At 66.3% G+C, this 26481-nt stretch carries 27 protein-coding genes; 15 read left to right on the forward strand and 12 right to left on the reverse strand.

Annotation, left to right across the window (positions count from 1 at the left end; translation table 11 throughout):
* Positions 1-147 precede the first annotated feature (147 nt).
* Complete coding sequence (locus ABIC76_RS03790) at positions 148-582, reverse strand: hypothetical protein (RefSeq protein WP_316890138.1); 435 nt, start codon at positions 580-582, stop codon at positions 148-150.
* A gap of 197 nt (positions 583-779) precedes the next feature.
* On the opposite strand from ABIC76_RS03790, the gene ABIC76_RS03795 reads away from it, so the two are divergent.
* A complete protein-coding gene (locus ABIC76_RS03795; protein WP_354533024.1) occupies positions 780-1289 on the forward strand; it encodes a DUF1697 domain-containing protein in 510 nt (169 codons plus the stop codon).
* Between the two features lie 16 nt (positions 1290-1305).
* Here ABIC76_RS03795 and ABIC76_RS03800 read toward each other — a convergent pair whose 3' ends face one another.
* Together ABIC76_RS03800 and ABIC76_RS03805 are read right to left on the reverse strand one after the other, a co-directional pair.
* Entirely contained in the window at positions 1306-2166 is an 861-nt protein-coding gene (locus ABIC76_RS03800) for a c-type cytochrome (protein WP_354533025.1), read from the reverse strand.
* Positions 2167-2257: 91 nt separating this feature from the next.
* Positions 2258-3595 (reverse strand): aminotransferase-like domain-containing protein, encoded by a 1338-nt coding sequence (locus ABIC76_RS03805; RefSeq protein ID WP_354533026.1) that lies wholly within the window; start codon positions 3593-3595, stop codon positions 2258-2260.
* A gap of 87 nt (positions 3596-3682) precedes the next feature.
* On the opposite strand from ABIC76_RS03805, the gene ABIC76_RS03810 reads away from it, so the two are divergent.
* The gene (locus tag ABIC76_RS03810; RefSeq protein ID WP_354533027.1) at positions 3683-4285 is read left to right on the forward strand and encodes a DJ-1/PfpI family protein; all 603 of its coding nucleotides are present in this window, start codon (positions 3683-3685) and stop codon (positions 4283-4285) included.
* Between the two features lie 74 nt (positions 4286-4359).
* Positions 4360-4827, forward strand: coding sequence for a lysozyme inhibitor LprI family protein (locus ABIC76_RS03815; RefSeq protein WP_102065819.1), 468 nt, complete (start codon positions 4360-4362; stop codon positions 4825-4827).
* 5 nt (positions 4828-4832) lie between these two features.
* Here the strand turns inward: ABIC76_RS03815 and ABIC76_RS03820 are convergent, their stop codons facing one another.
* Both ABIC76_RS03820 and ABIC76_RS03825 read right to left on the reverse strand, forming a co-directional pair.
* The gene (locus ABIC76_RS03820; protein WP_354533028.1) at positions 4833-5624 is read right to left on the reverse strand and encodes a 5'-methylthioadenosine/adenosylhomocysteine nucleosidase; all 792 of its coding nucleotides are present in this window, start codon (positions 5622-5624) and stop codon (positions 4833-4835) included.
* Between the two features lie 83 nt (positions 5625-5707).
* Complete coding sequence (locus ABIC76_RS03825) at positions 5708-6394, reverse strand: DJ-1/PfpI family protein (RefSeq protein ID WP_354533029.1); 687 nt, start codon at positions 6392-6394, stop codon at positions 5708-5710.
* A 100-nt stretch (positions 6395-6494) separates the two neighbouring features.
* Between ABIC76_RS03825 and ABIC76_RS03830 the strand changes: the two genes are divergently transcribed.
* The 4 genes from ABIC76_RS03830 to ABIC76_RS03845 all read left to right on the forward strand — a co-directional run bounded on the left by ABIC76_RS03830 (position 6495) and on the right by ABIC76_RS03845 (position 9531).
* Positions 6495-7430: a GlxA family transcriptional regulator gene (locus tag ABIC76_RS03830; RefSeq protein ID WP_206273981.1), complete on the forward strand. Its 936-nt coding sequence runs from the start codon at positions 6495-6497 to the stop codon at positions 7428-7430.
* A gap of 141 nt (positions 7431-7571) precedes the next feature.
* Positions 7572-7730, forward strand: coding sequence for a hypothetical protein (locus ABIC76_RS03835; RefSeq protein ID WP_180815225.1), 159 nt, complete (start codon positions 7572-7574; stop codon positions 7728-7730).
* A 5-nt stretch (positions 7731-7735) separates the two neighbouring features.
* Entirely contained in the window at positions 7736-8659 is a 924-nt protein-coding gene (locus ABIC76_RS03840; protein WP_354533030.1) for an SIR2 family protein, read from the forward strand.
* Positions 8656-9531, forward strand: a complete 876-nt coding sequence (locus ABIC76_RS03845) for a DUF72 domain-containing protein (RefSeq protein WP_354533031.1) — start codon at positions 8656-8658, stop codon at positions 9529-9531. Before ABIC76_RS03840 ends, ABIC76_RS03845 begins: the two co-directional genes overlap by 4 nt.
* Before the next feature lie 28 nt (positions 9532-9559).
* Here the strand turns inward: ABIC76_RS03845 and ABIC76_RS03850 are convergent, their stop codons facing one another.
* Together ABIC76_RS03850 and ABIC76_RS03855 are read right to left on the reverse strand one after the other, a co-directional pair.
* Entirely contained in the window at positions 9560-10900 is a 1341-nt protein-coding gene (locus ABIC76_RS03850) for a sensor histidine kinase (RefSeq protein WP_354533033.1), read from the reverse strand.
* On the reverse strand, positions 10897-11640 hold the full coding sequence (locus ABIC76_RS03855; protein ID WP_027679497.1) for a response regulator: 744 nt from the start codon (positions 11638-11640) through the stop codon (positions 10897-10899). The genes ABIC76_RS03850 and ABIC76_RS03855 overlap by 4 nt, the downstream gene beginning before the upstream one ends.
* A 207-nt stretch (positions 11641-11847) precedes the next feature.
* Between ABIC76_RS03855 and ABIC76_RS03860 the strand changes: the two genes are divergently transcribed.
* The 3 genes from ABIC76_RS03860 (at position 11848) to ABIC76_RS03870 (ending at position 14881) form a co-directional block, all read left to right on the forward strand.
* The gene (locus tag ABIC76_RS03860) at positions 11848-13617 is read left to right on the forward strand and encodes a cytochrome c biogenesis protein DipZ (protein ID WP_354533034.1); all 1770 of its coding nucleotides are present in this window, start codon (positions 11848-11850) and stop codon (positions 13615-13617) included.
* A gap of 204 nt (positions 13618-13821) precedes the next feature.
* A complete protein-coding gene (locus ABIC76_RS03865; protein WP_102065813.1) occupies positions 13822-14238 on the forward strand; it encodes an organic hydroperoxide resistance protein in 417 nt (138 codons plus the stop codon).
* An 88-nt stretch (positions 14239-14326) separates the two neighbouring features.
* Positions 14327-14881 (forward strand): thioredoxin family protein, encoded by a 555-nt coding sequence (locus ABIC76_RS03870; RefSeq protein WP_354533035.1) that lies wholly within the window; start codon positions 14327-14329, stop codon positions 14879-14881.
* Positions 14882-14915: 34 nt separating this feature from the next.
* Here ABIC76_RS03870 and ABIC76_RS03875 read toward each other — a convergent pair whose 3' ends face one another.
* Positions 14916-15719: an enoyl-CoA hydratase gene (locus ABIC76_RS03875; RefSeq protein WP_354533036.1), complete on the reverse strand. Its 804-nt coding sequence runs from the start codon at positions 15717-15719 to the stop codon at positions 14916-14918.
* Between the two features lie 277 nt (positions 15720-15996).
* Here ABIC76_RS03875 and ABIC76_RS03880 point away from each other — a divergent pair, with 277 nt between their 5' ends.
* Positions 15997-16923: an MASE4 domain-containing protein gene (locus ABIC76_RS03880; protein ID WP_354533037.1), complete on the forward strand. Its 927-nt coding sequence runs from the start codon at positions 15997-15999 to the stop codon at positions 16921-16923.
* Between the two features lie 26 nt (positions 16924-16949).
* On the opposite strand, the gene ABIC76_RS03885 is transcribed toward ABIC76_RS03880, so the two are convergent.
* Complete coding sequence (locus tag ABIC76_RS03885) at positions 16950-17390, reverse strand: addiction module antidote protein (protein WP_081785360.1); 441 nt, start codon at positions 17388-17390, stop codon at positions 16950-16952.
* Positions 17391-17395: 5 nt separating this feature from the next.
* Positions 17396-17692, reverse strand: a complete 297-nt coding sequence (locus ABIC76_RS03890) for a type II toxin-antitoxin system RelE/ParE family toxin (protein WP_354533038.1) — start codon at positions 17690-17692, stop codon at positions 17396-17398.
* A 162-nt stretch (positions 17693-17854) separates the two neighbouring features.
* Here ABIC76_RS03890 and ABIC76_RS03895 point away from each other — a divergent pair, with 162 nt between their 5' ends.
* From ABIC76_RS03895 to ABIC76_RS03905, 3 genes are all read left to right on the forward strand, one after another.
* Positions 17855-19006, forward strand: a complete 1152-nt coding sequence (locus tag ABIC76_RS03895) for an ABC transporter substrate-binding protein (RefSeq protein WP_354533039.1) — start codon at positions 17855-17857, stop codon at positions 19004-19006.
* A gap of 181 nt (positions 19007-19187) precedes the next feature.
* On the forward strand, positions 19188-19706 hold the full coding sequence (locus tag ABIC76_RS03900; RefSeq protein WP_354533040.1) for a hypothetical protein: 519 nt from the start codon (positions 19188-19190) through the stop codon (positions 19704-19706).
* A 121-nt stretch (positions 19707-19827) separates the two neighbouring features.
* Positions 19828-20460: a hypothetical protein gene (locus ABIC76_RS03905; protein ID WP_354533041.1), complete on the forward strand. Its 633-nt coding sequence runs from the start codon at positions 19828-19830 to the stop codon at positions 20458-20460.
* Here the strand turns inward: ABIC76_RS03905 and ABIC76_RS03910 are convergent.
* A complete protein-coding gene (locus tag ABIC76_RS03910; RefSeq protein ID WP_354533042.1) occupies positions 20457-22622 on the reverse strand; it encodes an EAL domain-containing protein in 2166 nt (721 codons plus the stop codon). The genes ABIC76_RS03905 and ABIC76_RS03910 overlap by 4 nt on opposite strands.
* A gap of 286 nt (positions 22623-22908) precedes the next feature.
* On the opposite strand from ABIC76_RS03910, the gene ABIC76_RS03915 reads away from it, so the two are divergent.
* A complete protein-coding gene (locus ABIC76_RS03915) occupies positions 22909-23985 on the forward strand; it encodes an FUSC family protein (RefSeq protein WP_354533043.1) in 1077 nt (358 codons plus the stop codon).
* Positions 23986-24031: 46 nt separating this feature from the next.
* Here ABIC76_RS03915 and ABIC76_RS03920 read toward each other — a convergent pair whose 3' ends face one another.
* Positions 24032-26329 carry a LamG-like jellyroll fold domain-containing protein gene (locus tag ABIC76_RS03920; RefSeq protein WP_354533044.1) on the reverse strand — a complete coding sequence of 766 codons (2298 nt, stop codon included), beginning with the start codon at positions 26327-26329 and terminating at the stop codon, positions 24032-24034.
* Between the last annotated feature and the right edge of the window lie 152 nt (positions 26330-26481).

Raw genomic sequence — 26481 nt, forward strand, 5'->3', positions numbered from 1 at the left:
GTTGCCGACGGCAGCCGTCTCGCTATGGTAGGCGGCGCACGTGGCAACAGCGAGTCGCGACGACCGGTTTTGCCGACCGCGCCGTCGCCGGAAGGAAAGCAAGAAAGTGGCCGGTGCGCTCAATGGCGAGCGCACCGGCACATCAGATCAGTGGTGGTGATGGTGCTTGCCGTGGCGACGGTAGCCGCGGCCGCGGTCGTCGCGGTCGGAGTACGAATTGCGCTGCACGTTGCCGCCCAGTGCTGCACCCGCACCGCCACCCAAGCCGGCGCCCACGATGCCGCCCGTGGGGCCGCCCATGGCGTTGCCTGCAGCCGCGCCCACGCCGCCGCCCAATGCGCCGCCCACGATGGCGCCCTTGCGCTCGCGGCCGTTGGCCGTCAATGCGCCACCCGCGCCGCCGCCGATCGCCCCGCCGATCACCGAGCCGGTCTGCCCGCCGAGTGCGCCGCCCACGGCCGCGCCGCCAGCGCCACCCAGCGCGCCGCCCAGGGCATTGCGCAGGTCATCCGCCGCTGCGGGCAACGCCGTCAGGCCGGCGAGCGTTGCCACAATCAGGGCCGGTGCAATTTTCTTCAACATGGTGTTCTCCTTATGCGCAAATGCAGGATGCGGCACTCGCCTCAATGAGGGGCCGATCCGGGCTCGATGAGTTCGGAGCGGAGAATACAAGTCGCGCAACGGGGCGGGTTAAACACATTCGTCAATCTCGTAACAGAATGTTGCCGGTTTGAGCCCATCCGTAAGCCGTTGATAAGACAGACAGAACAGGAGAACCCATGCCCAGCTACATCGCCTTCCTCCGCGCCGTGAACGTGGGCGGCACCGGCAAACTGCCCATGGCCGAGTTACGCGCAATGTGCGAATCGATCGGCCTGACCGGCGTACGCACCTACATTGCCAGCGGCAACGTGGTTTTTCAGAGCCGGCTGGCGGAAGCGACCATCAAGGCGAAGCTGGAACGCTGCCTGGAGGACTACGCCGGCAAACCCGTGGGCGTGCTTGTGCGCACGGGCGCCGAACTGGCGGCGGTGCTGGAAGGCAATCCGTACAAGACGGCGGCGCCCAACCGGACAGTCGCGATCTTCCTGGATACCCCACCGCCGCCCGATGCATTGGCCGCCGCCACCGGCGTTCGGACGGAACAGATGGCCCTGGGCACGCGCGAAATCTACGTGCACTACGGCGACGGCATGGCCGATTCCAAGCTCAAGATCCCCGCCGCCAAGACGGGGACGGCGCGCAACATGAACACCATCGCCACGCTGGTCGACTGGGCCGCCGAATAGCGGCCCTCAGCGCCCGTCATTGCGCTGCCGATTTGCGCTTGGTCATGTGGTGAAAATACGCCAGCAGATCGTTGAGCTGCGCATCGGACAGCGTCTTCTCGTCGATGGCCGACATGCGCGCGTTGGGCCACCAGCGCAGGGATTGCGGATCGCGGATCAGGTGGCGCAGTTTCTCGTCGCCGAGGTATTCCACCGGGCTGTACGGCACGTTCAGGTCGGGACCCAGGTTGGCATCGCCGGCGCGATTGAGGGTGTGGCACGAAAAGCAGACGCGCTGGAACGTGGCGAAACCGCGCATGACCGGGCCGTCTGCGGGCAGCCCCGCGGCGGGCCGGATGGCCGCGAAGCGCTCGCCTGGCAGCGCGGCCACGTCGATGCGCACGATGCTGTACGTCCACAGGCTTTCGTTCACGACCGACGCCTTGGCCGGCGGCGCCGTCCAGATCAGCCGGAACGGGCCAATGTCCTGGCCCTTGAGCGTCGGCCACGGCGCGGCGGGGTCTTCCACGGCCAGCCAGGCGCGCGGGCCGTCGGCGCGATCGCCCAGCAGCAGGCGCATCGGCAGGTGCGAAACGTAGCCGTCGCTGGCGGCGGTGGTGGCACTGGCCTCGGGGCTGACCGCCTGCCCTTGGAACAGCGCCGTCACCGGGATCGCCTTGAAGGTCAGGCGGCGCTTCAGGTTCTGGTCGTCCACGGTCACGCTGGTCAGGTGCGGATCGCGCAGCAATGCCTCGCGCGACAGCGTGCGGTGCTCGGTGCCGATGTTGACGGTCAGCGTCGCGCCGTCATCGGGGGCATCGGCCGCATGGGCGGCGCTGCCGAACGCCACGCATGCGCAGAGCGTCCATCCAGCGATCGTCGCAAGCCAGGTCTTCATGGGGTCTCCTGTCGGCACATCGGGCCGGAAATCGGGTCATTTCGTTGCGACGAGAGTGTAGGCAAGCGCACGAGGTTTGGCACGGTTTTCGTTATCGATCCACCTGCGCCTGCACGTGCTGCTTGACGGTCTGCAACGCGGCGTCGAGCCGGTCGAGCGCGACGGAGCCCAGCGCCAGCCGCAACGCATGCGGTACCTGCTTCGATGTCGCAAACGGCTCTGCGGTGGACACGGAGATGCCGTCCTGCTGCAGCGCCACCGCAACGCGGTCGGCGCGCACCTCGGGCGGCAGCGCAAGCCAGACAAAGTACGAGGTTGGATGCGTGACCAGCGTCAGCCCGGCCAGCGCCTTGCGGGCAATCGCCTGACGGGCTGCCGCATCGCGCCGTTTCTCGGCCTCCAGGCGCTCGACGGTGCCGTCGTCCAGCCATGCGCAGGCGAGGCTCGTGACAATGGCCGGGGTGTTCCACGTCGTGGCGCGGATGGCGCGTTCCAGCTGCGGCATCCACGCTGCGGGCGCGGCAACGAAGCCGAAACGCAGGCCGGTGGCCACGCTCTTCGAGAGGCCGGAGATGTAGACCGTCGATTCCGGCGCCAGCGCGGCCAGCGGCGCGGGCGGGTTGTCTTCCAGAAAGGCGTAGGCCGCGTCTTCCATGGCAATCAGGCCGTGGCGACGCACGATGCCCGCCAGCTGGCGCCGCCAGCCGATGCCGCTCACCCAGCCGAGCGGGTTGTGCAGCGTCGGCATGACATAGACGGCGCGCACACGGCGGCGTGTGCACAGCCGCTCCAGTGCATCCAGGTCCAACCCTTGCCCGGCGGCCGGCAGCGGCGCCAGTTCCAGGTGCAGCATCTCGGCGACGACCTTGAAACCGGGATACGTCAGCGCGTCCACCGCCACCACATCGCCGGGCTTGAGCAGCGCCATCGCCGTCACAGCCAGACCGTGCTGCGCGCCGTCGACCAACAGCACGTTGTCCGGCGCGACAGGCAAACCGCGCCGTGCCAGATGGCGCGCCACGCAGGCGCGTTCATGCGCTCGGCCGCCATGCGGTGCATAGCGCAACAGCGCCTCCAGATCGCCTCCGGCGGCCAGCTTGCGCAGTGCGCGGCTCAGCAGCCGGGCTTGGCCGGGCAGCGACGGGTAGTTGAAGTTCAGATCCACCACCCCCGCCGCTACGGCCTGCTGGTCGATACCGAGGCCGCGCGGCAGCGTGTTTTCGCGCACGAACGTGCCACGCCCCACTTCGCCGCTCACCAGGCCCATCGCTTCGAGTTCGGCATACACGCGCGTGGCCGTGACCAGCGCAACGCCGTGGCGCTGCGCCAGTTGCCGGTGCGTGGGCAGGCGTGTGCCGGGCGGCAGATGGCCGCTGCGGATCTGCGTGGCCAGTTCGTCGACGAGCGGCTGGTAGCGGGCCTGGGTCATTTCCGGGGTGTACTAAGGACAATTTTTTGATTGTATTGCCCCGTGCGCCTAGCATGCGATCTATTCCAACGCGGCCACACACGGATCATGCACATCGCCATCCTGACCTTCGATGGATTCAACGAACTGGATTCGCTCATCGCCTTTGGCGTGCTTCACCGCATCAAGAAACCGGACTGGCGCGTGAGCCTGTGTTGTCCGCACACCGAAGTCACGTCGATGAACGGCGTGACGATGCATGCGCAATCGATGCTGGAAGACGCCCGCACCGCAGATGCCGTGCTTGTCGGCAGCGGTATCCGCACGCGCGATGTGGTGGCCGATCCGGCGGTGATGGCGCGACTGGCGCTCGATCCGGCACGCCAGTTGATCGGCGCGCAGTGCTCCGGCACGTTGGTATTGGCCAAGCTGGGGCTGCTCGGCAGCGTGCCGGCCTGTACGGACCTGACCACCAAACCCTGGGTGCAGGAAGCCGGCGTGGAAGTGCTGAACCAGCCGTTCTACGCCAACGGCAATGTGGCGACGGCAGGCGGCTGCTTTGCTTCGCCGTACCTGGCGGCATGGGTGATTGCGCGCACGGAAGGCATTGACGCCGCCGCAGAAGCCCTGCACTACGTCGCGCCCGTCGGCGAGAAAGAAGCCTACGTGGAAAACGCCCTGCGCAACCTGCGGCCTCACCTGCCTGGCTGATCGCGGTGGCGCGAGCGGGCCGATAGTCTGGTGGGCCCTTCACGCATCGCAGATACGCGATCAGGAGTCACTTCTTGAACACGCTGACGACACTGAAGACGCTCGCCCTTCCTGTTGCGCTGCCCGTTGCCGTGGCGCTGCTGGCCCACAGCGCCGGTGCGTTTGCCGCTGAAAGCCTCGCCAACGGCGTCAAGCGCCGAGCGCCGCAGGGCATTTCCACCAGGCTGTACGCCTGCGTCGACAAGGCGCCGGACAACGCCGACGCGATCGGCGCATGCCTCGCTGCAGAAAAGGCCGCGCAGGACGAGCGCCTGGACCGTACGTACAAGACACTGCTCGGCGCATTGAACGGCAAGGCGAAAGACGCCCTGGTGAGTTCTCAGCAGGCGTGGCAGGACTTCCACGCCAGAACTGCGGCTTTCGAGACTGTCATCTATGGCAAGGGCAAGCTTGACGATCTGCAGCGCCAGGAGAACGAAGTCTTCCGCCTGAGCGAGCGCGCGAACGCACTCGACAAATACTTGGCCGCGAAAGGCCAGTAAGCCGTTCAGGCGTCAGCCGTCGCCGACAACCAGTTGCGCAGGATCGCCACGCTGTAGCGCGAATCCACCTGCGCGATGAACTGCGCAAAGTCCACGCTGGCTGCGTCATCCGCGCGGTCGGAAATCGTCCGGATCGCGGCAAACGGCACGCCCCACTCGTGGCACACCTGCGCCACGGCGGCGCCTTCCATCTCGACGGCCAGGGCGTCGGGCAACGCCGTACGCAGCACCGCGCTTTCTGCCGAGGTGCAGACAAAGCGGTCTCCGCTGACGATCAGGCCACGATGCACCTGCGGCGCCGCAATCCCGAACGCGCGCATGACATCCGGGCCGAGCAGGGCATGCGGGTCGGCCAGCACCGTGCCGGCGCTTTCCAGCAATCCGTTGGCGAGCGACGTATCAGCGGGGAAACGCGCCATGCCGGTCAGCGGAATCTCCCAGCGCGGAAACAGCGGCGACGCGTCCACATCGTGCTGCAGCAGTTCTTCCGACACCACGACATCGCCCACCGCCACGCCCGGAGCCAGCGCGCCGGCCACGCCGGCAAACACCACCGCGCGGACGTTGAATTGCGTGATCAGCACCGCCGTGGTGGACGCCGCCGCGACCTTGCCGACGCGCGACAGCACCACCACCACCGCATGCCCATCCAGCCGGCCCGTCCAGAAATCGCGGCTGCCGATGTGGATGCACTGCGCATCGGACAGACACGTCAGCAGTTCGTTGATCTCTTCATGGAGGGCAGCAACGATGCCGATCGGGCCCCGGGTGTTGGACTGGGAAGACGGTGTGTTCATGCAGGATGCGGCGCCGGCTTGGGGCGTGGATACGTCGAAAGACGCCATTGTCGCCGCAATCCGGCTCGGCCCAGCGCAGGCGCTCAGAGGCGCTGCGCTGCCCGTTGCACGGCGTCGTGGCGATCCGCGCGCAAGCGGTCCAGCCGCGACGTCACCGCTTCGAGAATCTCCGGTGCTGCGCGCTCAGGCCGGCCGCAATCGAACGGCGGCGCGGGGGCGTATTCGATACCAAGCTGCACGGCCTGCGCATGCTCGGCACCGGCAATGTCGGCCATGACGGTCAGCGCCATGTCGATGCCGGCCGTCACGCCGCCGCCGGTGATGAGGTTGCCGTCACGCACCACGCGGGCTTCGTCCACGGTGGCGCCAAACGCGGGCAGCAGGTTGCGCCATGCCCAGTGGCAGGCCGCGCGCTTGCCCTGCAGCAACCCCGCCGCGCCCAGCACCAGCGAGCCACTGCAGACGGACGTGACATAGCGTGCGCCGGCGGCCAGCCGCCGCACCTGGCGCACGAACTCCGCGTCTTCCATGGCTTCGATCACGCCAAAACCGCCGGGCACACAGATCAGGTCGGCCTGCGGAATATCGGCCAGCCGCTGCACGTTCGAGATGGTGAGACCGCCATCGGCATGGATGTCGCCGCCGGTTGCGGAAGCCACCACGCATTGCGCGCCGGGCAGCCGCCAGAACACTTCGTGCGGGCCGGTGAAATCGAGCTGGGTGACGCGGTTGTACACCGCAAAGACAACGATGAACGGGGAAGTCGTCATGGTTTGGCTCTCCTGAACGTAATGTGATGGCGGGTTGACGCTTCACAGGATCGCGCTCTATCGTGTTGGCAGCAATGACCTGTCTCCCACTTTTTCTGCCATGGCCCACCGCATCGCTGTGCTGATCTTTCCGGACTTCCAACTGCTCGACGCCGCAGGCCCGGTGGCGGCGTTTGAAGTCGCCAGCCGGTATCGGGACGACCACTACGCGCTGCGCACGATCGCCGCGCAGGCCGGCCTTGTCCGCAGTTCTTCCGGGGCGCGGTGGGACGCCGACGCCCTGCCCCCGGCCAGCCAGGTCGACACGCTGCTCATTGCCGGCGGCGACGGCGTGGACGCGGCCATGGCCGATGCGCGCACGCGCCGCTTTGTGCAGCGCTGCGCGGCCCGCGGCGCGCGCGTCGCCAGCGTGTGCTCGGGCAGCCTGCTGTTGGCCGCCACAGGTTTGCTGAACGGCCGGCGTGCCACCACCCACTGGAGCCGCAGCGAACAGTTCGCGCGCACGTTTCCGCAGGTGCAGCTCGAACCCGATCACATCTACGTGAACGACGGCCCGATCTGGACCAGCGCCGGCATCAGCGCCGGCATCGACCTGGCGCTCGCGCTCATCGCCGACGACCTGGGCGAGCGCCTGGCGCGCGCGGTCGCAAGGCAGCTGGTCGTGTACTACCGCCGGCCGGGCGGACAGTCGCAGTTTTCAGCGCTGAATGAGATGGATTCGGCACGCGGCCGCTTCAAACCGCTGCTCGACCACGTGCGCCGCAACCTGGGCGCACCGCATCGCGTGGGCGATCTGGCCGAGCACGCCTGCATGAGCCCGCGCCATTTCGCGCGCGCGTTCCAGGTCGAGACCGGTCTCACTCCTGCAAAAGCCGTGGAAAAATTGCGCGTTGAGGCGGCCCGCGCCGCGCTGGAAAGCGGGGCCGTCTCCATGCAGCGGGTGGCCGCCGAATGCGGTTTTGGCGATACCGAGCGCATGCGGCGCAGTTTTCAGCGCTTGCTGGGCGTGCCCCCATCATCGTTGCGCGCACGCTGACACCGCTAAAACCCGCGCCATTCCGCCATCTGGCCTCCTCAGGTCCGAACTTTGCGTCCAAGCCCCGCGCCGCCCGATATCGACAAGAAAGGGCGGGAGCCACGGACACAAGCAACGTAAGGAGCAAGGAGGAGGATGCAAATGGACACTCGGGAAATGCTGGCCATCGTGGGGGTCACGCTGGCCGTGATTACGGCGTATTCGCTGGCCCGCGACCTGACCGACGAGCCGCTGGGCCTGCGGGCACCGCAAACCGGCCTCGTGCACGCGCAAGCCCAGGTGAGTGCGCCGCATCAGTGACGCGCATGGGGCGCAAGGGCCAACCCGCATCCCTGATCGAATGGCCGCCGCGCCTGGTAGAAGACATCGCCCGGCGCCGCGCGGTGCTCTTCTTCGGCTCGGGTATTTCGGCCAACGCCCGTTCTGCAGATGGCACGCGGCATCCGCCCACCTGGGCGGAGCTGCTGTGCCTGGCCGCAGATGCCATCGCCCCCCGCGCATCAAGACTGGCGGAGGAGGTTCGCGCCTTTGTCGCGCGCGGCGATGTCCTGACCGCCGCAGAAATCGTGCGCCGCGTCCTTGGCCAGCGCCGGCTGACCGCGCTGTTGCGCCGGGAGCTGGTCACGCCGCGCTTTGAAGCGGCACCCATCCACGACGCGTTGCTCGCGCTCGATTTCCGCATCACGCTCACCCCCAACTTCGACACGCTGTACGAAGCGCGAGCCCATTCGCACGGCACCGCGCCCGTCGTGGTGTGCGACTACAGCAACCCCGCGGTGGCGGCGCGGGTGCGTGAAGACTGCAACCTGATCATCAAGACGCACGGCTCGATGAGCCACCCGGCCTCGCTGATCTTCTCGCGTTGCGACTATGTCCGGGCGCGAGCGCACTACCGTGCCTTCTACGACCTCGTGGAGGCATTGCTGCGCACGCATACCTTTCTGTTTATCGGCTGCGGCATCGACGACTCCGACATGCGCGCGCTGCTCGAAGCCTACGGCGCCGAACACCCCGGGGCCGAACGCCATTACTTCGTGACCGCCGCCGACACGTTCTCCGACGTGACCGCCGCCGTGCTGGAAGACGCGCTCAACCTGCACGTGCTCCGCTATCAGGCGCAGGCGTCGGACCATTCAGCGCTGCTCGCCGCTGTCCGTGCACTCGGCACGGCGGTCCAGCGCGAGCGCACGACCATGCGCGGCCATCACCCGCGCGGCGCCAAGCGATGACGATCCGTATCGGCATCTCGGGTTGGCGCTACGAGGGGTGGCGTGGCGTGTTCTATCCAGAAGACCTGGCACAGCGCCGCGAGCTGGAATATGCGTCGCGCCAGTTCGACACCATCGAGATCAACGGGTCGCACTACTCGCTGCAGTCGATCACCAGCTGGCAGGCCTGGCATGACACCGCGCCCGACGGTTTCGTTTTTGCGGTGAAAGGACCGCGCTACCTGACCCACATGCTGCGCTTCCGCGACGAGACCGCGGTGCCGGCGCTGGCGAATTTCTTCGCGTCTGGAGTGCTGGCGCTGCGGCGCAAGCTCGGGCCGTTCCTGTGGCAATTTCCGCGCAGCTACCGGTTCGATGCAGAACGGTTCGAGCGCTTTCTTTCGCTGCTGCCAAGCGACACGTCAGCCGCGCGGGCGTTGGCGCGGCAGCACGACGGGCGCGTCAAGGCCCCGTGGTTTGCCACGCGCGATCAGCAGCCCCTGCGCCATGCGGTGGAAGTGCGCCACGACAGCTTCTGCACGCCGGAATTTGCCGCGCTCCTGCGTCGGCATCACGCTGCGCTGGTGGTCTCGCATGCGATTGCGGATTGGCCCTACTTTGAAGACGTGACGAGCGATTTCGTCTACCTGCGCCTGCACGGCGCCGATGCGCTCTACACCGGCGCCTATGCCGATGCCGCACTGGACCGCTGGGCCGATCGCATCCGCCAATGGGCTGCAGGCCGTGAGCCGCCCGATGCGCAACGCGTTGGCGCACCCGCCAAACAGCGGCGCGGCGGCCGCGACGTCTATTGCTACTTCGATAACGATAAAAAGGTCGAAGCGCCGTCCGATGCGCGACGCTTGCTCGAACGGTTGCAGCGTGCCGAGTAAGACGGCGGCTCAGGGCGAGCGCAGTGCCTTATTCGCGTGACGCCGACGCAGCCGCCTGACCGAGCCTGACCTCCGCCACCAGACCACCGCCCTCGCGATTGCGCAACGTGAGCCCACCTCCTGCGGCCGCGGTCAGTTGCTGCGCAATCGCCAAGCCCAGACCCGTGCCGCCCGTCTCGCGGCTGCGAGAATTCTCCAGCCGCACAAACGGCTGCAACACCGCCTCAAGCTTGTCTTCGGGAATACCGGGCCCGCGGTCGCGCACCTCGATCACCACGGCGTCGCCGTCGCGACGCACATCCATTTCGGCCGCGCCGCCAAACTTGATGGCGTTATCGGTCAGGTTGGTCAGCACGCGGCGCAATGCGTGCGGGCGCGTGACGATCGCGCCGGTAGCGTGCTGCTCCAGCGTGACGGGCTTGCCGGTGTCCTGGTAGTCGTACACCAGGCTTTCGACAAACGATCCGACATCGATGCGCGACGGTTTTTCACCATCGCCATGCGCGCTGCGAGCATAGGCCAGGCCCTCGCGCACGAGCGTTTCAATCTCGGCCAGATCGTTCAACAGCTTGCGCTTCTCTTCGGAGTCTTCGGCCAGTTCGGCGCGCAGCTTCATGCGCGTGATGGGCGTCTGCAAGTCATGCGAAATGGCGGCCAGAATCTGCACGCGCTCTTCCACAAAGCGGGCAATGCGCTGGCGCATGGCGTTGAACGCGTGCGCGGCGCGCGCCAGTTCGGTCGGGCCGTTCTCGTCCAGCGGCGGCGTCTGCGCGTTGGGGTTGAGTGCATCGGCGGCATCGGCCAATGCCACGAGCGGCCGGATCGACAGCCGCACCGCAAACCAGCAGCACACGATCAGCAACAGCAATTGCACCACCAGCACATACGGCAGCCACTGCGCGATGGGTGTCATGCGCGGATGCACGTCAATGGTGAGCGTGCTGCCGTCGCTCAGTGTGAGATGGGCTTGCAGTTGCTTGCCGTCGCCGGGAATCGACTCCACCGTCACGGGAAAGCGGCCGCCGCTGGCCTCGCTGATGCGCGCGGCGATGTCCTTGCCACGCTGCGTCATCTCCGGCACGCCGGGCAAGCCCGGGCCGAGGATGTACTGATAGTTGCCGCGATTCAGACGCGGCAGCCACTGCGGGCGCTCGTCGGCAGGCAGGCGGTCGAGGATGGCGATGGCGGTGGACACATCGGTTTCCAGCGTGCCGAGCATCACCTCGCGCGCGCTCATGTAGCGCTCGGAAAACAGCACGGCAAACGACAGCGCATACGCCACCACTAGCCCCGCCAGCAGAATCACGAACAGGCGCGAGCCCAGCGTCCGTGGCCATGCCCAGGCACGCGTGCTCAGAGTTGCGGTCATTGGCGTGCCTCCTTGATCTCCACTGGCTTGGCAAAGACATAGCCCTCGCTGCGCACGGTCTTGATGTAGGCCGGATCGCGCGCATCGTCATTCAGGCGCTGGCGCAGACGACTGACCAGCAGATCGACGGACCGCTCGAACATCTCCGCCTCGCGGCCCTGCGTGAGGTTGAGCAGTTGATCGCGGTTGAACACGCGCATCGGGTGGTCGACAAACACGCGCAGCAGCCGGTATTCCGCGCCGCTCAGCGCGACGATGGTGCCCTCGGCATCGATCAGGTGGCGCGCGGTGGTATCGAGCTGCCAGTCACCAAAGGCCAGCATCTGGCCCGCTTCGGAAATCTGCAGGTTGGGCGGCAGCATGCGCGTGCGCCGCAGCACGGCCTTGATACGGGCAAGCAGTTCGCGCGCGGCAAACGGCTTGGCCAGGTAATCGTCGGCGCCCATTTCCAGGCCGATGATGCGATCGGTCTCGTCGTCGCGCGCGGTCAGCATCAGCACGGGCGTGGCCTTGTGCTTGCCGGCGCGCAGTTCGCGGCACAGCACCAGGCCGTCGTCGCCGGGCAGCATCAGGTCGAGCACGATCAGGTCGACGGTGTTGGCTTCCAGGAACGCACGCATGTGGCGCCCGTCGGGGGAGGCGGTCACCCGCAGGCCGTTCTTGGTGAGATAGGTCGAAACGAGTTCGCGAATCTCGCGGTCATCATCGACGATCAGGATGTGGTCGACGTGGGCGTCCATGGGGGTGACCTCGGCACGATGGAAGGTGGAAGGAAGGCGCCATTTTGCGCCTCTCCGAGTGACGCAGCGAGCCCGTGTTGTATCGCAATGCATCTGGCGGATGCGTTTGTACAGTCCGATACAAAGTCGCCCATGCGGCGATACATGCCAGCTACGCGCGCGGCGTCTGATGGAGCCATCCCGATCCCTTGCCAAGGAATGTCGAACATGAGCCTGCTGATACTCGCCTACCTGGGCGGCGCGCTGACCATCCTCAGTCCGTGCATCCTGCCCGTTCTGCCGTTTGTGCTGAGCCGTACCAACCAGCCCTTTGTGCGCGGCAAGCTGCCCATGCTCGCCGGCATGGCCCTCACCTTTGCCGGCTTTGCGACGCTGCTCTCGGCCGGTGGCGCGTGGGCGGTGCGGGCCAATGAAGTCGGCCGCTTTGCGGCGCTTGCGCTGCTGGCTGTGTTCGGGCTGTCGCTGCTGTGGCCCAGGCTGGCCGATCTGATGGCCCGGCCGGCGGTGGCGCTGGGCAACCGGCTGGCGGGGCAGGCGTCGACCGGCGGCGCCTCGGCGGAACCTTCGGTGGCGGGCTCGCTGCTGCTGGGTGTGGCCACGGGGATGCTGTGGGCGCCGTGCGCCGGCCCGATCCTCGGTTTGGTGCTGACTGGCGTGGCGCTCAATGGCGCGAGCGTCTCCAGCGCGCTGGCGCTGGCGGCCTATGCGGCGGGTGCGGCCACGTCGCTGGCGGCAGCGTTGGGGCTGGGCGGCCGGGTGTTCAGCGCCATGAAGCGGTCCATGGGCCTGGGCGAGTGGGCGCGTCGCATCATGGGCGCCAGCGTGCTGGGCGGCGTGGCCCTCATCGGCCTCGGGGCAGATACCGGCCTGCTGGCGCGCCTGTCTTCCGGCGGCACCACGCAGCTTGAGCAGGCACTCGTCAACGGGCTGGGTGTGAACCGGCCCGTGCCGCAGGCCAGCCTCAACGTAGTGTCCGAAGCCGACGCCGCACCCGCGGCCAAGCCCAGCGGCTTGCCCGTGGAGGGCCGCCTGGCCTCGTTCGACGGTGCGGTGCAGTGGCTCAACTCCGGGCCGCTCACGGCCGATCAACTGCACGGCAAGGTTACGCTGGTCTATTTCTGGACGTACTCCTGCATCAACTGCATCCGCACGCTGCCGTACCTGCGCGCGTGGGCTGACAAGTACAAGGACCAGGGCCTGACCGTGGTCGGCGTTCACACACCGGAATTCGCCTTCGAAAAGGCGCCCGAGAACGTCGCCCGCGCCGTCAGCGGCTTCCGCGTCAATTTTCCGGTCGCCATCGACAGCAACTACCGCATCTGGAACGCCTTCCACAACAGCTACTGGCCCGCTGCGTACTTTGTCGATGCGCAAGGCAACATCCGGCACCACCAGTTTGGCGAGGGCGATTACGCCGGCTCCGAGCGCGTCATCCAGGCGCTGCTGGCGGAGGCAGGCAACCAGCAGGTGGCGGGCGGCGTGGTCGCGCCCGATGCGCCCGGGGCGCAAGCCGCACCGGACCTCGATAACGTCCGCTCACCGGAAACGTACGTCGGTTACGCGCAGGCCACGCGTTTCGCATCACCGGGCGGTGCGCAGCTCGGCACATCGCATGCCTACAGCGTCGGCAAGCTCGGCCTGAACGATTGGGGCTTGTCGGGGCAATGGACCATCGATGCCGAGCAGGCCACGCTCGACCGCGCTGGCGGCGGCATCGTCTACCGCTTCCACGCGCGGGATCTGCACCTCGTGCTCGGGCCCGCCGCCGATGGGCGCGCCGTGCGCTTCACCGTCACGATCGACGGCAAGGCCCCCGGCGACAGCCACGGCGCCGATACCGATGCCCACGGCAACGGCACCGTCACGCAAACGCGCCTCTACCAGCTCGTCCGGCAAGCCGGCACGGTGGGCGAGCACACCTTCGAGATCCGTTTTCTCGATGCCGGAGCGCATGCCTACGCCTTCACCTTCGGATGAGGCCGCCCTTTCCTTTTGTACGCGTTTGTATCCAGCCGCGACACAGATACGTACCCAGACAAAACGGCCCTTCCACGCTACTTCAGGGATACGTCGGGCTTCTTTAATACGTCTCGTGGCCCCGGCAACAAGCGAACACCAAACCGCCCAAGCCGGGACGCAAATCCAACCCCAGTCTTTCCCTTTCATCAAAAGGAGATCACCATGACCCGCATCGAAAACGTTCTGTACACCGCCAAGGTCAACGTCACCGGCGGCCGCGACGGCCAGGCGCACAGCGACGACGACCGCCTGAACCTGAAGCTCTCGCCCCCGGGCAGCAGCGGCCGCGGCACGAACCCCGAGCAACTGTTTGCCGCAGGCTGGTCGGCCTGCTTTATCGGTGCGATGGGCCGCGCGGCCAGCCAGATGAAAATCAAGCTGCCGGCCGATCTGTCCTTGAACACCGAAGTCGACCTCGGCACCACCGACGATGCGTTCTTCCTGCAAGCGCGCCTGAACGTGAGCCTGCCCGGCCTGGATCGCGACGTGGCGCAAGCCGTGGTGGAAGCCGCCCACCAGCTCTGCCCGTATTCGAAGGCCACGCGCGGCAACATCCATGTCGAGCTGAACCTAGTCTGACGCACCCCACGGCCCGCCGCCCGCCGTACGCCACACGACATCAGCGGCCTGCGGGCCTTCGCTCTCAACCTTTTACGGACTCCACATCATGCGCACAACGTTCCGCGCCGCCCTTGCGGCACTGGCCATCGGCGCCGTCTACTTTGTCGGGACGGGCGCGCCCGCCTTCAGCCAGACCGCAGCCACCGGCGCCGCAGCACCAGAATTCACGGGCATCAACCAGTGGCTGAACTCCCCGCCGCTGTCCATGAAAGACCTGCGCGGCAAGGTCGTGCTGGTGGATTTCTGGACGTACTCGTGCATCAACTGCCTCAACACGCTGCCGCACGTGAAGCAGTGGTACGACAAGTACAAGGATCAGGGCCTCGTCGTGGTGGGCGTGCACACACCGGAATACGCGTTCGAAAAATCGACCGCCAACGTGCAGGAAGCGCTCAAGCGCCTGGACGTCCGCTACCCGGTCGCGCAGGACAACAGCTACGCCACGTGGTCGGCCTTCCACAACCAGTTCTGGCCGGCGCTGTACCTGATCGATGCCGAAGGGCGCATCGTCTATCAGCACTTTGGCGAAGGCCGCTACGCCGAGACGGAAGCGGCCATCCAGAAGCTGCTCGCCAATCAAAAGCCGCAGAAGCCCGCGTGACGGCGCCGCGCGAGACAACCCGCCCCAACGGCGCTTACGAGCGCCAGCGGGCGGGGCGTTTTTCCAGGAAGGCGTCGATGCCTTCGCCGGCGTCTTCTTCCATCATGTTGCGCGCCATGACGTCGCCTGCGTACGCATAGGCATCGGCAAGCGGCATCTGACGTTGCCGGTAGAACATCGCCTTGCCGTAGCGGATGGCGGTGGGGCTCTTCGACACGATGTCCGCCACCTTGCGGGCGACCGCGTCATCCAGCTCCGCCGCAGGCACGGCCTCGTTGATCAGGCCCCAGTCGGCCGCCGTGGCCGCATCGATAAAGCGCCCCGTCACCAGCATGTCGAACGCGCGCTTTGGAAGCACGTTGCGCGACAACGCCACCGCAGGCGTTGAACAGAACAGGCCGACGTTGATGCCCGACACCGCAAACCGCGCCGCATCCGAAGCGATGGCCAGGTCGCAGCTGCCGACCAACTGGCAACCCGCCGCAGTCGCCACGCCATGCACGCGCGCAATGACCGGCACTGGCAGCGCCTGGATCGCCTGCATCACCACGCTGCAGCGCGCAAACAGCGCCTGGTAATACGCAAGCTCCGGCGTGCCGCGCATTTCACGCAGGTCGTGCCCGGCACAGAACGCCTTGCCCTCGGCGCCCAGCACCACGCAGCGCACCGTCGCATCTTGGGCAATGTCGTCCAACACGCGCTGCAGCGCATCGAGCATGGCTTCAGACAACGCGTTGAACTGCAGCGGCCGATTCAGCCGCAGGGTGACGACGCCGTCGCGATCATCGCGCAAGACAGGCGGTTCGACGGCAGTCTGGGTGGTGGCTTGAGGTTGCATGCGCACTCCTTTGCAGGGTGGTGCCCTGGGGTGGGCACCAGTCTATTCCGGCACAGCGCGGGCCGCACTCGGGCGTTCCCCGTAACACCCTGCTGGCCCCCGGCGGCACCCGGCCTGAAAGTTCTACCCCTTTCGCCGCGTTGACATCGGGCGGGCCGCTGACTATCACGCGTCTATAGCGAGGGTTGCCTCGGGGCAACGCAATCGCAGCACAGTCGCACGGCAAGTCACACCACAAGCGAACGGGTGACACTGTCACCGCAAGGGGGCCAACGTGATGTCGGAAACGCTGGACATGCAGCGGGGGTTGTTGCTGAGCCTCTCCCCAGGACGCCGGACGTACTGGATGGCGCAAGCCGTGGCCGTACTGTCCCTAGTGGTGCTGCTGTCCGCCGTGCCGTTTGCGAAGGTGCAGCTGGCGCAACTTCCGTCGTTCGTACCGATTTACGAATCGGCCCTCATCCTCAATGACCTGATTACCGCCGCGCTGCTCTTCGGGCAATTCGCCATCACGCGGTCGCGGGCGATGCTGGCGCTCGCCAGCGGCTACCTGTTCACGGCCGCCACGGCATGGGGGCATCTGCTGTCGTTTCCGGGGCTGTTCGCCCCTGGCGGCCTACTGGGGGCGGGGCCGCAAAGTACCGCGTGGATCTACATGTTCTGGCACGCGGGCTTTCCGCTGTTTGTCATCGCGTACGCCGTGCTCAAGGGGCGCGAAGAGCGCGAGCCCGACCGCTTCCCGGCCTACACGCTGACCCGACAGACTGCCCTGCGCACCGTGGCCGCCGTGCTGTGCGCATCGGCCGCATGCGTGGCACTCGCCACCGCCGGCGAGCACCTGCTGCCGCCCATCATGGCCGCCAACCGCTACACGCCCACCATGGCAATCGTGGCCGGCAGCACCTGGTGCATTTGCGTGGCTGCACTGGTCGTACTGTGGCGTACCCGTCCGCACCTCACGCTCGATGTCTGGCTGATGGTGGTGCTGTGCGTGTGGATCTGCGATGTCGCGCTCAGCACCGTGTTCAACGGTGGGCGGTATGACCTCGGCTTCTATGCCGGCCGCGTGTTCGGGCTGCTGGGCGCGAGCTTTGTACTGCTGTCGTTGTTGATCGAGAACACCGTGCTGCATTCCCGGCTGGCCGCAGCGCGGGCGGAACTCAAGCAGCTTGCGGCGGGCAACGTTGGGGATCGGCAAGGGTAACGGCTGGGTCTTCCCTTTACATGCTGCTATGCCCGCTCTAACGGAGCAGAGCCCCGCTTGGTACGAGTCGCCGGCTTCCTGCTTGTAACCTTCTTTGCACCGCCATTTCGGGACGCGCTCACCTTTGCAGCTTTCACTTTGGCGTTGGCTCCACGCTTGCCGACCTTCATATTTTCTTGGGAAACGGCCGGCTTGGCCTGCAAGTGCAACCCAAGTGCCTTCATGACCTGCAGTACTGTCGAGAACGCCGGATTTCCCCCTGCGCGCAGTGCCTTGTACAGGCTTGTACGTCCAAGGCCCGTTTCTTCTGCAATTTGAGCGATGCCCTTCGCTCGAGCGATCACGCCGATCGACTCCGCAATAAAAGCGGCATCCCCCGTTTCGAGCGCCGCTGACAAAAATTCGGCCATGGTCTCTTCACTGTCCAGGTATTCGGCAGCGTCAAACTCTCGCGTTGCGATACTCATGGTGCTCACCCTTCAATCTGTTTGGCCATTTCTCTGGCCTTATTGATGTCTTTGCTCTGGGACGCCTTGTCACCTCCACAAAGCAAGATATACACGGTGTCGCCACGTTGCGTGTAGTACACCCGGTAACCGGGGCCGTGGTCGATTCGCATTTCGCACACGCCTTCCCCCACGGATTTCCAATCACCAAAATTTCCGCTCCTGGCGCGCTGGATGCGGGAAGCAATGCGGGCGCGAGCTAACCTGTCAGCCAAGCCCTGAAGCCAGTTGGCGAATGTCTCGGTCTCATGGATCGTATTCATTCGCAAAATTGTATCCGTCAGGATACAGACAAAAGTTGCAAATTGTCGAGTTCCTATGATTCGGGCGACGCCGCGATATTGGGGTAATCCGCCATTTCGGCCAACGCCCACCTTTTCGACACTCCTGCCACACCACCAAAAAAACAAGGGGCGGAGACAGGTATGGACCGGAGGCAATTCGTACGGAGTTCAGTAGCACTGGGCGGCGCAATGATGCTCACGCCCCTGGCGCGCGCGGCGGAAGCCGGCGTGTTTGCAGACAAGATCGTCTTTGGGCAGACGGTCGGGTTCGACAGCGTATGGGGCGGGCTGTACAAGAACTACACCAACGGCCTGCTGGCCGGGTTCGAGCAGGTCAACGCCCAGGGCGGCGTGGCCGGCCGCAAGCTGGTCGTCAAGCGGCTGGAAGACAACTACCTGCCTGACAAGGCGGTAGCCAACGTCAAGGCACTGGTGCAGGAAGGTGTGTTCGGCCTCGTGTGCATGGGCGGCACCGGCAACACCATCGCCGCCTTGCCGCTGCTGGAGCAATACCGCCTGCCGATGGTGGGCGCCATGACGGGCGCTGGCGCCGCGCGCAAGCCCAGCGCGCCGCTCTTCCACACGCGCGCCAGCTACGCAGACGAAGTCGCGAAGATGGTGCAGCACGCCACCACCATCGGCCTGAAACGCGTGGCCGTGGTCTACCAGGACAACCCATTCGGCTCCGGCAATGCCGACGCTGCCAAGGCCGCTGCGGCCAAGTTCGGCGCGCAGATTGTGGCGCTCATCCCGCACAACGCCAAGGGCGACGACATCGACATGGTGGTCGACAAGATTGCCGCCGCCAACCCGCAGACCACGCTGCTGTTCACGTCGCCTGCATCCGTCGCCGACATGCTCACGCGCTATCAGGCCAAGCACGGCCCCGTGCCGCTGCCGCAGCCGTGGATCCTGTCCGTCACCACGCCCAAGACCGTGTTCGAGAAGGCGGGCCCGCTGGCCCACGGCGTGGCCGTCACGCAGGTCATGCCCGGGCCCAATGCACGGACCCAGCCACTGGTGCGCGCGTTTCGCGAAGCCAACGACAAGTTTGGCGACCACAACAACCAGACCTACGAAGCGGTGGAAGGCTTTCTCACCGCCCGCGTCATCGTGGAGGGGCTGCGCGCCTGCGGCAGCAACCCCACGCGCGACGGCTTCATCCAGGCGCTGGAAGGCTTCGGCACACGCGACTTTGGCGGCGTGCGCGTCCACTACGACCGCACCAACCACGCCGGGCTGGACTACGTAGACGTCACGATGATCGGCAGCAACGGCCACCTCGTCGGCTGAGCGGGGCGCAAAAAAGCCAACAAGGCAACAAGGCAGTGCGCAGCGGATAGCGACTGCAAAAAGGTTGGAGCGGCGGCGTAGAATCCGCTTGCCACGGAAGCCCCGCCCAACCATGCCCGCCCGCGCCATCGCAATACGCTGCGTCGCAATCCTCTGTGCCATTGCGCCTCTTGCAGGTTGCGTGAGCTATCAAGACCCGCGCACGCCCGAACAGCAGAAGCTTGCGCTGCAGCAGGCCGCCAATGTACTGGTCGGCCGCTACACCATCACAGACAGCCGCAACGACGATGGCCGCGGCTACACGCAAGCCATCGTCAGCAGGCAAGACGGCTCAGACCAGCTCAGCCTGCAGTTGATGGGCCCGACCACCGGCGCCGTCACGTTGGCCGGTGCCGACTGCCGAGGCTGGTATGTCGACAACCACCGCTATACCGCCATGCAGTGCGATGCGCTGACGGGCGAGGTCAACTTCTTCGCGCTGATGCGGCAGGCCAACCCGGCGCCCGTGAACTCCGGCACCATACCGGCTTCATTTGCGACGATGACGGTTCCGGAAGGCGGCTACCGCTTCGACATTGCGGACCGCGGCGGGCGGTATCACCACTACGTGTTGACGAAGACACCGCTGCAGCAGCTGACCGAAGCGCCCGGGGCCCTGCGGCGATGGCCGGCACCGCCAACGTCACGCGCATTGCACTAGGCATCGCCGGCTTAGCATTCAGAACACAACACAACGCAACGCAACAACGCACGTTTCAAAGGGGTAGGAGTTGTCGAAAAAGATCATCTCTCTGGTCTTGGCCTGCGCTTGCAGCATGAGCATGAGCCAAGTGGCCTTCGGACAAATCTCGATGGAGGCGCCGCTGACGGACGCGCCGCCAACCGAAGCGCTGCAGACGGAAATCCTTCAGGCCGGCACACCGCAGGCAGACGCACCCAAGGTTGAAGCAGCGCCGCAAGCAGAAGCGCCCACCCCCGAGCCCACGCCAAGGGTGGAGCCCGTCGTGAAGGTAGAACAAAGCTATTGGGCGGCCGAAGGCCTGAGCGCGCGCATGCGCAAGGCGCACTCGATCACGCTGTATTTGATGGACCCCGCCCTGGCGTCGCTCAAGGCCGTGGATGAAGCGCACCTGAAAGACGCCGGCTGCGAATACCGCACCGAAGACGCCGCGCTCATCGCCAGCTTTGCCGATGCCGTGGAAAGCACCACCGTGCGCAGCAGCTCGTTCTCACTGCAGTTCGAGCCGCGCGAAGCCGTCTACCTGGCGCTGGGCGGCGGTAGCGAGATGAAGCTGCTGTTCGAGAAGCCCTACCCGAATCAATCGGAAGTGCTGGGGCAGATCAACGGCCAGCCGGTCTCGGCCAGCAAGAGCCTGGTGGAAGGCCTCTATCGATGGGCCGCGAAGGTCGGGCGCGTTCGGCGGTGCGAGGGCTTTGTGGGCCGATACCGTTAAGCCACCCACGCCCGCAGATTGGCCTCCAGCACAAACCGCTCACACACGCTCGGCGCCAGCGGGCGGCTGAAGAAATATCCCTGAAACCGGTCACAGCCCAGCGCCGACAGGCGCTTGAGCTGCTGCTCGGTTTCCACGCCTTCCACCACCGTCGACAGGTTCAGCGTGCGGCTCAGGCTGGCAATGCTGCGCACGATGTGTTCGTTGACGCTGCCCGCGCTCACGTCGGCAAGCGACCGGTCGATCTTTACGGTGTCCAGCGGCAGCTCGCGCAGGTAGTGCAGCGACGTATGGCCCATGCCGAAATCGTCGAGCGCGACTTTTACGCCGGCCTCGCGCAGCTGCTTCAGGTTGCCGATGGCGTTGATGTCCGGCAGCAGCATTGTCGATTCAGTGATCTCCAGTTCAAGCTGCGTGGGCGACAACCCCTCGCGATGCAGGATGTCGAGCACGTTCCGGTACAGCCTGCAGTCCAGCAGCTGCCGTGGCGACAGATTCACGGCGATCACGAAATCGTCTGGCAAGACACCGCGCCAGGCCGCGCGCTGCTGGCACGCGAGCGACAGAATCCGTAGGCCCAGCTGATCGATCTTGCCAATGTCATCCGCCAGCGCCACGACGATGGGCGGGGCCACGCGCCCCAGCACCGGATGCTGCCAGCGCAGCAGCGCCTCGGCGCCGAACACGCGCCCGGTTGAGCAATCCACCTGCGGCTGAAACTCCAGGAAGATCTGCCCTTCTTTCTTGATGGCGTCTTCGAGGTCGCTGGCGAGTGCCACCGCCATGCGGCCCTCGTCGCCGGGCAGGTCCAGACAGCGCTTGCCCTTCAGGCTCACCTCGGCCGACTCGGCAATCTGCAGCAAAGACGCCAGCACATCCTGACTGCGCCGTGCAGACAGCACATCCGACATGCGGACGAACGGCAGGTAAATCGCCGTCCCCACCACCAAACCGACGAGCTGCACCACCGCGCCCCACACCGAGCCCGTGGCCGCGTAGCCGCTGAACAGCGCCGGCGTGGTCCACGCCACGGGGTAGCTCGTCTTGGGCAGCAGGTCGGCAATGGTGGCCGCATAGGCGATCAGGATCTGCACCAGCGGCGTGAGCAGGAACGGAATCGCATAAACCGGGTTGAGTACCAGCGGCAGCCCGAACAGCAGCGGCTCGTTCACGTTGAACAGCGCCGGCAGCATGACGACCAGCGCCATCTTGCGGCCGCGCAGCGTGCGCCTGGACATCAGCAGCGCCAGCATCAGGCTGAGCGTGCCGCCCGAGCCGCCCATGCGCGCAAACACCGCGAAGAAGTGATAGGTAAAGATGAACTGCGGCTGCCCGCCCCCCGCCACCGCCGCCGCATTGGCCTGCGTGGCCGGCTCCAGGATGTGCTGGTGCACCGTGTACAGCGCGTTCGGCCCGTGGATGCCAAACAGCCAGAGCACCTGCGCCAAGGTTTCGTAGCCCAGGCCAAACGGCAGGCTGTTGGCGACTTCCGAATACGGCGCTGCCAGCAGCGCATCGCATGCGGCCATCAGTTGCGACCAGCCGGCCCACGCCACGCCGGCTTTGAGCAGCGCAAACGCGAGGATCGTCAGCATGCCGGCTGGCACCACCGACAGCACGTCGCCCACCAGCAGATCGTTGCTCAGATGGTGGGAGGGAATGCGCAAACGGCGGATGCTGCACAGCTTTAGAAACAGCGTGCCGCCCAGCGACGCCACCACCAACGCGCCAAACAGCCCCTGCCCCAGCGAAAGCCACGGCATCAACGATGCATCCGTACCCGGCGCAATGAGCGTAAAGAAGCACGACACCACCACCACGGCCGCCACCGTGGGATTGACCACGCGGTGCCCGGCGCGCTGGTTGTGCAACTGCGCCAACACATCGGCAAACCCGAACAGCGCGACCAGCGCGCCGATGCCGATCGTGCCGGCCAGCACGCTGTCGCAAAAGGCATCGAGCCCGGGGCCGAAAGCCTGCAGCAGCAGGTGGCGCATGCCGGCGGTGGGCGGATTGCGCAACAGCAGCGCCACCGCGGCCACCATGATGAGCGGCAACGAGAGCGCCAGCCCGCGCCGGATGGCAATGAAATAGGGCCCACGGTCGAAGCGCTCGGCAGCGCTCAACAACCTCAGCCAGGGCGATAGCGCCTGCGTCGTCATAGGACTCGATCTTGGTTCGAGGTGGATCGGCAAATCCCGGGGCAGCCCGAAGTGTTGCCTATGGGGCTACGAATCCTAATCGACATGACCCGGCGTGCACTTAAGTGCCCGTTTGCGCAATACGCAAAAAGGTCATCCGCCCATGGCAAGCTTTGTGCAATACCTAGGGGAAACCCGGAGTCTTGCCGTGCCCATCGCCCCTAAAGCGCACCACGGCAAGGCATCGGCACCAACGTGGCGCCCCTCCTGTGTACGGCGCGCCCCAGAATCTGCAACGATCTTGCTTATGTCGATTTCCCTTCGTGCGCCCCGCACTGTGAAACTCCCTGCACCCTTTCTTTCGCTGCTCCGCCTCGCGCGCGATCCGCACCGTCGCTATCGGCACGCGCGGTACATCCATGCCACGCGCGTCGGCCTGGGCGTGCTGCTCTCCATTGCCATCACGGCAGGCTTTGGCTGGCCGCATGGGGAGTGGGCGACCATCTCGCTGTTGATCGTCATTGCCGGCCTGCAGCACCACGGCAACATCCGCAAGCGCGCAGCGGAGCGCGCCTGGGGCACCCTGATCGGCGCCGGGGCGGGGCTGTTGATCATCGTCCAGCAGGAGTGGCTGGGGCACCTGCCGCTCACTTATGGGCTGACGGCCATTGCGTGCGGCATCTGCGCGTACCACGCCATCGGCAAGGGCGGCTATATCGCGCTGCTCGCCGCCATCACGCTCGTCATCGTGGTCGGGCATGGTGACAACAACCTGCTCGACGGCGGCTGGCGCACGCTCAACGTGCTGGTGGGCATCGCGATTGCGCTGCTGTTCTCGTTTGCGCTGCCGCTGTATGCCACCTACTCGTGGCGCTACCGGCTGGCCGATGCGCTGCGCGAATGCGCCCGGGCGTATGCCAACCTCGGCCAAGCAGGTGAAGCGTCCAACGAGCGCAGCAAGCGGCTCGGCAAGCTCAATACGCTGCTGGTGCAGCTGCGCTCGCTGATGCCGTCGGTGTCCAAAGAGATTGACGTGCCGCTGGAGCGCCTGGAGAACATCCAGCGCAGCCTGCGCATCTGCATCAGCACGCTAGAGCTGCTCAACGCAACGCGCGGTGCGCCGGGCCAACCGAGCCCAGCCGCACTGCCCGCCGCCGGTGCCGGCGCCCGACGCACTCGCGACACGCTGATCGGCATGTCGCGCGCGTTGCGGTATGGCACGTTGGCGCGTCTGGCACGGTCGCCCGCCGCCGACTCCGCCGACGTCAGCCACGCCCCCGGCACGCCCACCGTGGAAAGCGCGCTGGCCGACGGCTTTGCCAACGAGATCGAGAACCTGCGGCGGCAACTGCTGGCGATTGCGCCGCAGTGGAATATCGGGTGAAGCGCGGGCGCCCGGCCAGGCCCGCCCCAACTCACATCACCTCAGATCACTGGGCCAGCGCCGCCACCTCCGCCGCACTCAATGCGCCCGCTTGAACGCGGAAGTCCTGAATGCGGCCGTTGAACGACGGGTGCGCCCAATTGCGGCCCAGGAAGGTGACCTGATCGCCCACCTGGCGCGGCGACAGCAGCATGTCGTCGGACTTGCCCACCTCAGTGCCGTCAACGTACAGGCGGCAGGTATTGCCCTGCAGGGTGACCGCCACATGGACCCAGCGGCGAATCGGCATGGCCCAGGGCGCTGCCACGACCTGCGCGTCGTTCGCTCCTGCGCCGAAGATCCCGAAACGCAGCACGCCGCTGCCGGACTGGGGGGCGATGAACATGGAGCTGAACCCATCCTGCCCGGCGAAGAACATGCAGGTGTCCCAGTGCAGTCCATTCGCGTAGGCCCAGAAAGACAGGCTGAAGTCGTCCAGGTCGCTGAACACGCCGGCTGGCAGTTGCAGGCCGGCCTTCTGACCGTCGAACGCGATGGCCTTGTCGCCGCGGTGCCCGTCGCCCCAGGTTGCGCCGTCCAGCAGCGTGCCCTCCACCAGCGTCGTGGTGCCAGCCGGGGTGAGCAGCGCGCCCACCGTGCCGGTGCCGTTCGGATCATTCAGCGGCATCGACAGGCGCACCTCACCGGGCACGGCAATGCGTGCCACGTTGGAGCCGGCGCCCGAGGCACCGGTGCCCTGGGCGGTGACCTGATAGAACCAGACGCCGTTGGGCGGGGTATCGCTGTAGGTCAGCAGATCGCTGGCCGACACGGTGCCCAGCAGGTTGAAGGGGCCGCTGGCCTGGCTTGCCCGCTTCACCGCATACGAGGTGGCCCCGACGCTGCCCCACCACGACAGCACGACGCGGTTGCCGCGCAGGTAGGCCGTGAGGCCAGACGCCGGCTTCATGGGGCCAGCATAGTCCGGGCGGCGATGGATCAGTGTCGGCCACATGACGTCGTCGCTGCTGCCGCCGTACTTGGGCTCGACCAGCTTCACGATGCGCGAGACGTTGGGCGCCGCCAGCCCCAGGCGGTTGACGTAGTGGTTGTAGATCGGCTCCCAGGCGTTGCGGCCGTGCTGGAACGACTGGTTCACCTGCGTCCACAGGTTCGTGTGCGGCTGCGACGGATCCTGTTCTCGCGCATAGGGCATCGGGTAGGTCTTGCCGTTCTCGTCCAGCAGGTTGGAGCGCGCCACGTATTCGGCGGCGGCAAGGAAGCGGTTGTTGTGCAGGCTGTAGAGATCGTCGCCCTGATTCCACGCCATCTCCAGCAAGTCACCGCCCAGCGACATGCCCAGCGTCGAGTGCCCCTGGTCGCGGCCGCTCTCCTCCCACTGCCCGAAATGGCCCGGGTGCATGAAATAGACGCTGTGCACGATGGAGCCGTTGCCGAACATCTTCAGCGTGCCGCGGTTGTTGCCCGCGTAGTAGTCAAGGGCCAGGCGATAGAGGTCGGGCCGGTCGCAGAACACGCCAATCGCCAGGGCGCCGCACAGCGATGCCATGTCCCAGTTGGCGTGGGACCCCAGCGCCGCGTTGTTGAGACGGTTTTGCGAGATACCGGCAAAGACGTTGAGCAGCATGTCCTGAAAGCGCTTCAGGCGCTCCGGCGCCCAGCCGGAGTACGTACGCAGAACCTCACCGATCTGCGCCAGCTGGTGCCCCTGTATGCCGGCCAGGATGATGAAGGTGTGGTCGTCATGCGCGGTGGAACCGGGCGGCACCGTGCCCACTTCCTTGAGCGTGTTGGCCCAGGCGTCCAGGAACTCCGCCGCCTTGTCGGCATAGCGGTTGTCCTGCGGGTCAGACAGCTTCCAGCGCAGTACCAGCGTCCAGGCGTGCCAGATGTCGCCATACAGTGCGTACTTGGTACTGTCGGCCCGATACACCGCGGGCTGCGGATTGGGCTTGGCGGTCAACGAGGCATTGGGCTCGGCGCACAGCTTGGTCCACCAGCCCGCCCATGGCTCCTGACCGGCCTTGATGAGCGCGCGGATGCGGGTGAAATCGTCTTCGGTGGCCAGCAGGCCCGGGTGGCGGAAGACGCCGCTCTCTGAAGCCGGCACGGGCGCAGGCGCCGGTGCCGGGGCGCCAGGTGCCGGCGCCGGCGTCGCGTCGCCTCCCCCGCCTGTCTTCTCCTGCGTCTGACCCAGCCCCTTTGCAGAGGCATCGTCCACACCCGCGCCGCACCCCGGCAGCAGCGGCAACATGGGGAAGAGCCCCAGACCCAATGACAACGCCCGACGCACGGGGTTGGGCACCGCGCCGGCGCGCGCGTGCTCCACTGATTTTTTGGACATCTTGATTGACCCGACTGTTTTTTTATGTGGCGCAACCGTAGGCCAGGCAGCAAACGCGCGTCAACGCCATCGCCCAGTCGGTGAGTATTTTTGAGTCTTCGTCCGCACGTGCACGCCGCAAGGAATCAGAGGCGATCACGGCCCACCTGGCA

The sequence above is a fragment of the Ralstonia sp. 1138 genome (assembly GCF_040544795.1).
Taxonomy (GTDB): domain Bacteria; phylum Pseudomonadota; class Gammaproteobacteria; order Burkholderiales; family Burkholderiaceae; genus Ralstonia; species Ralstonia flatus.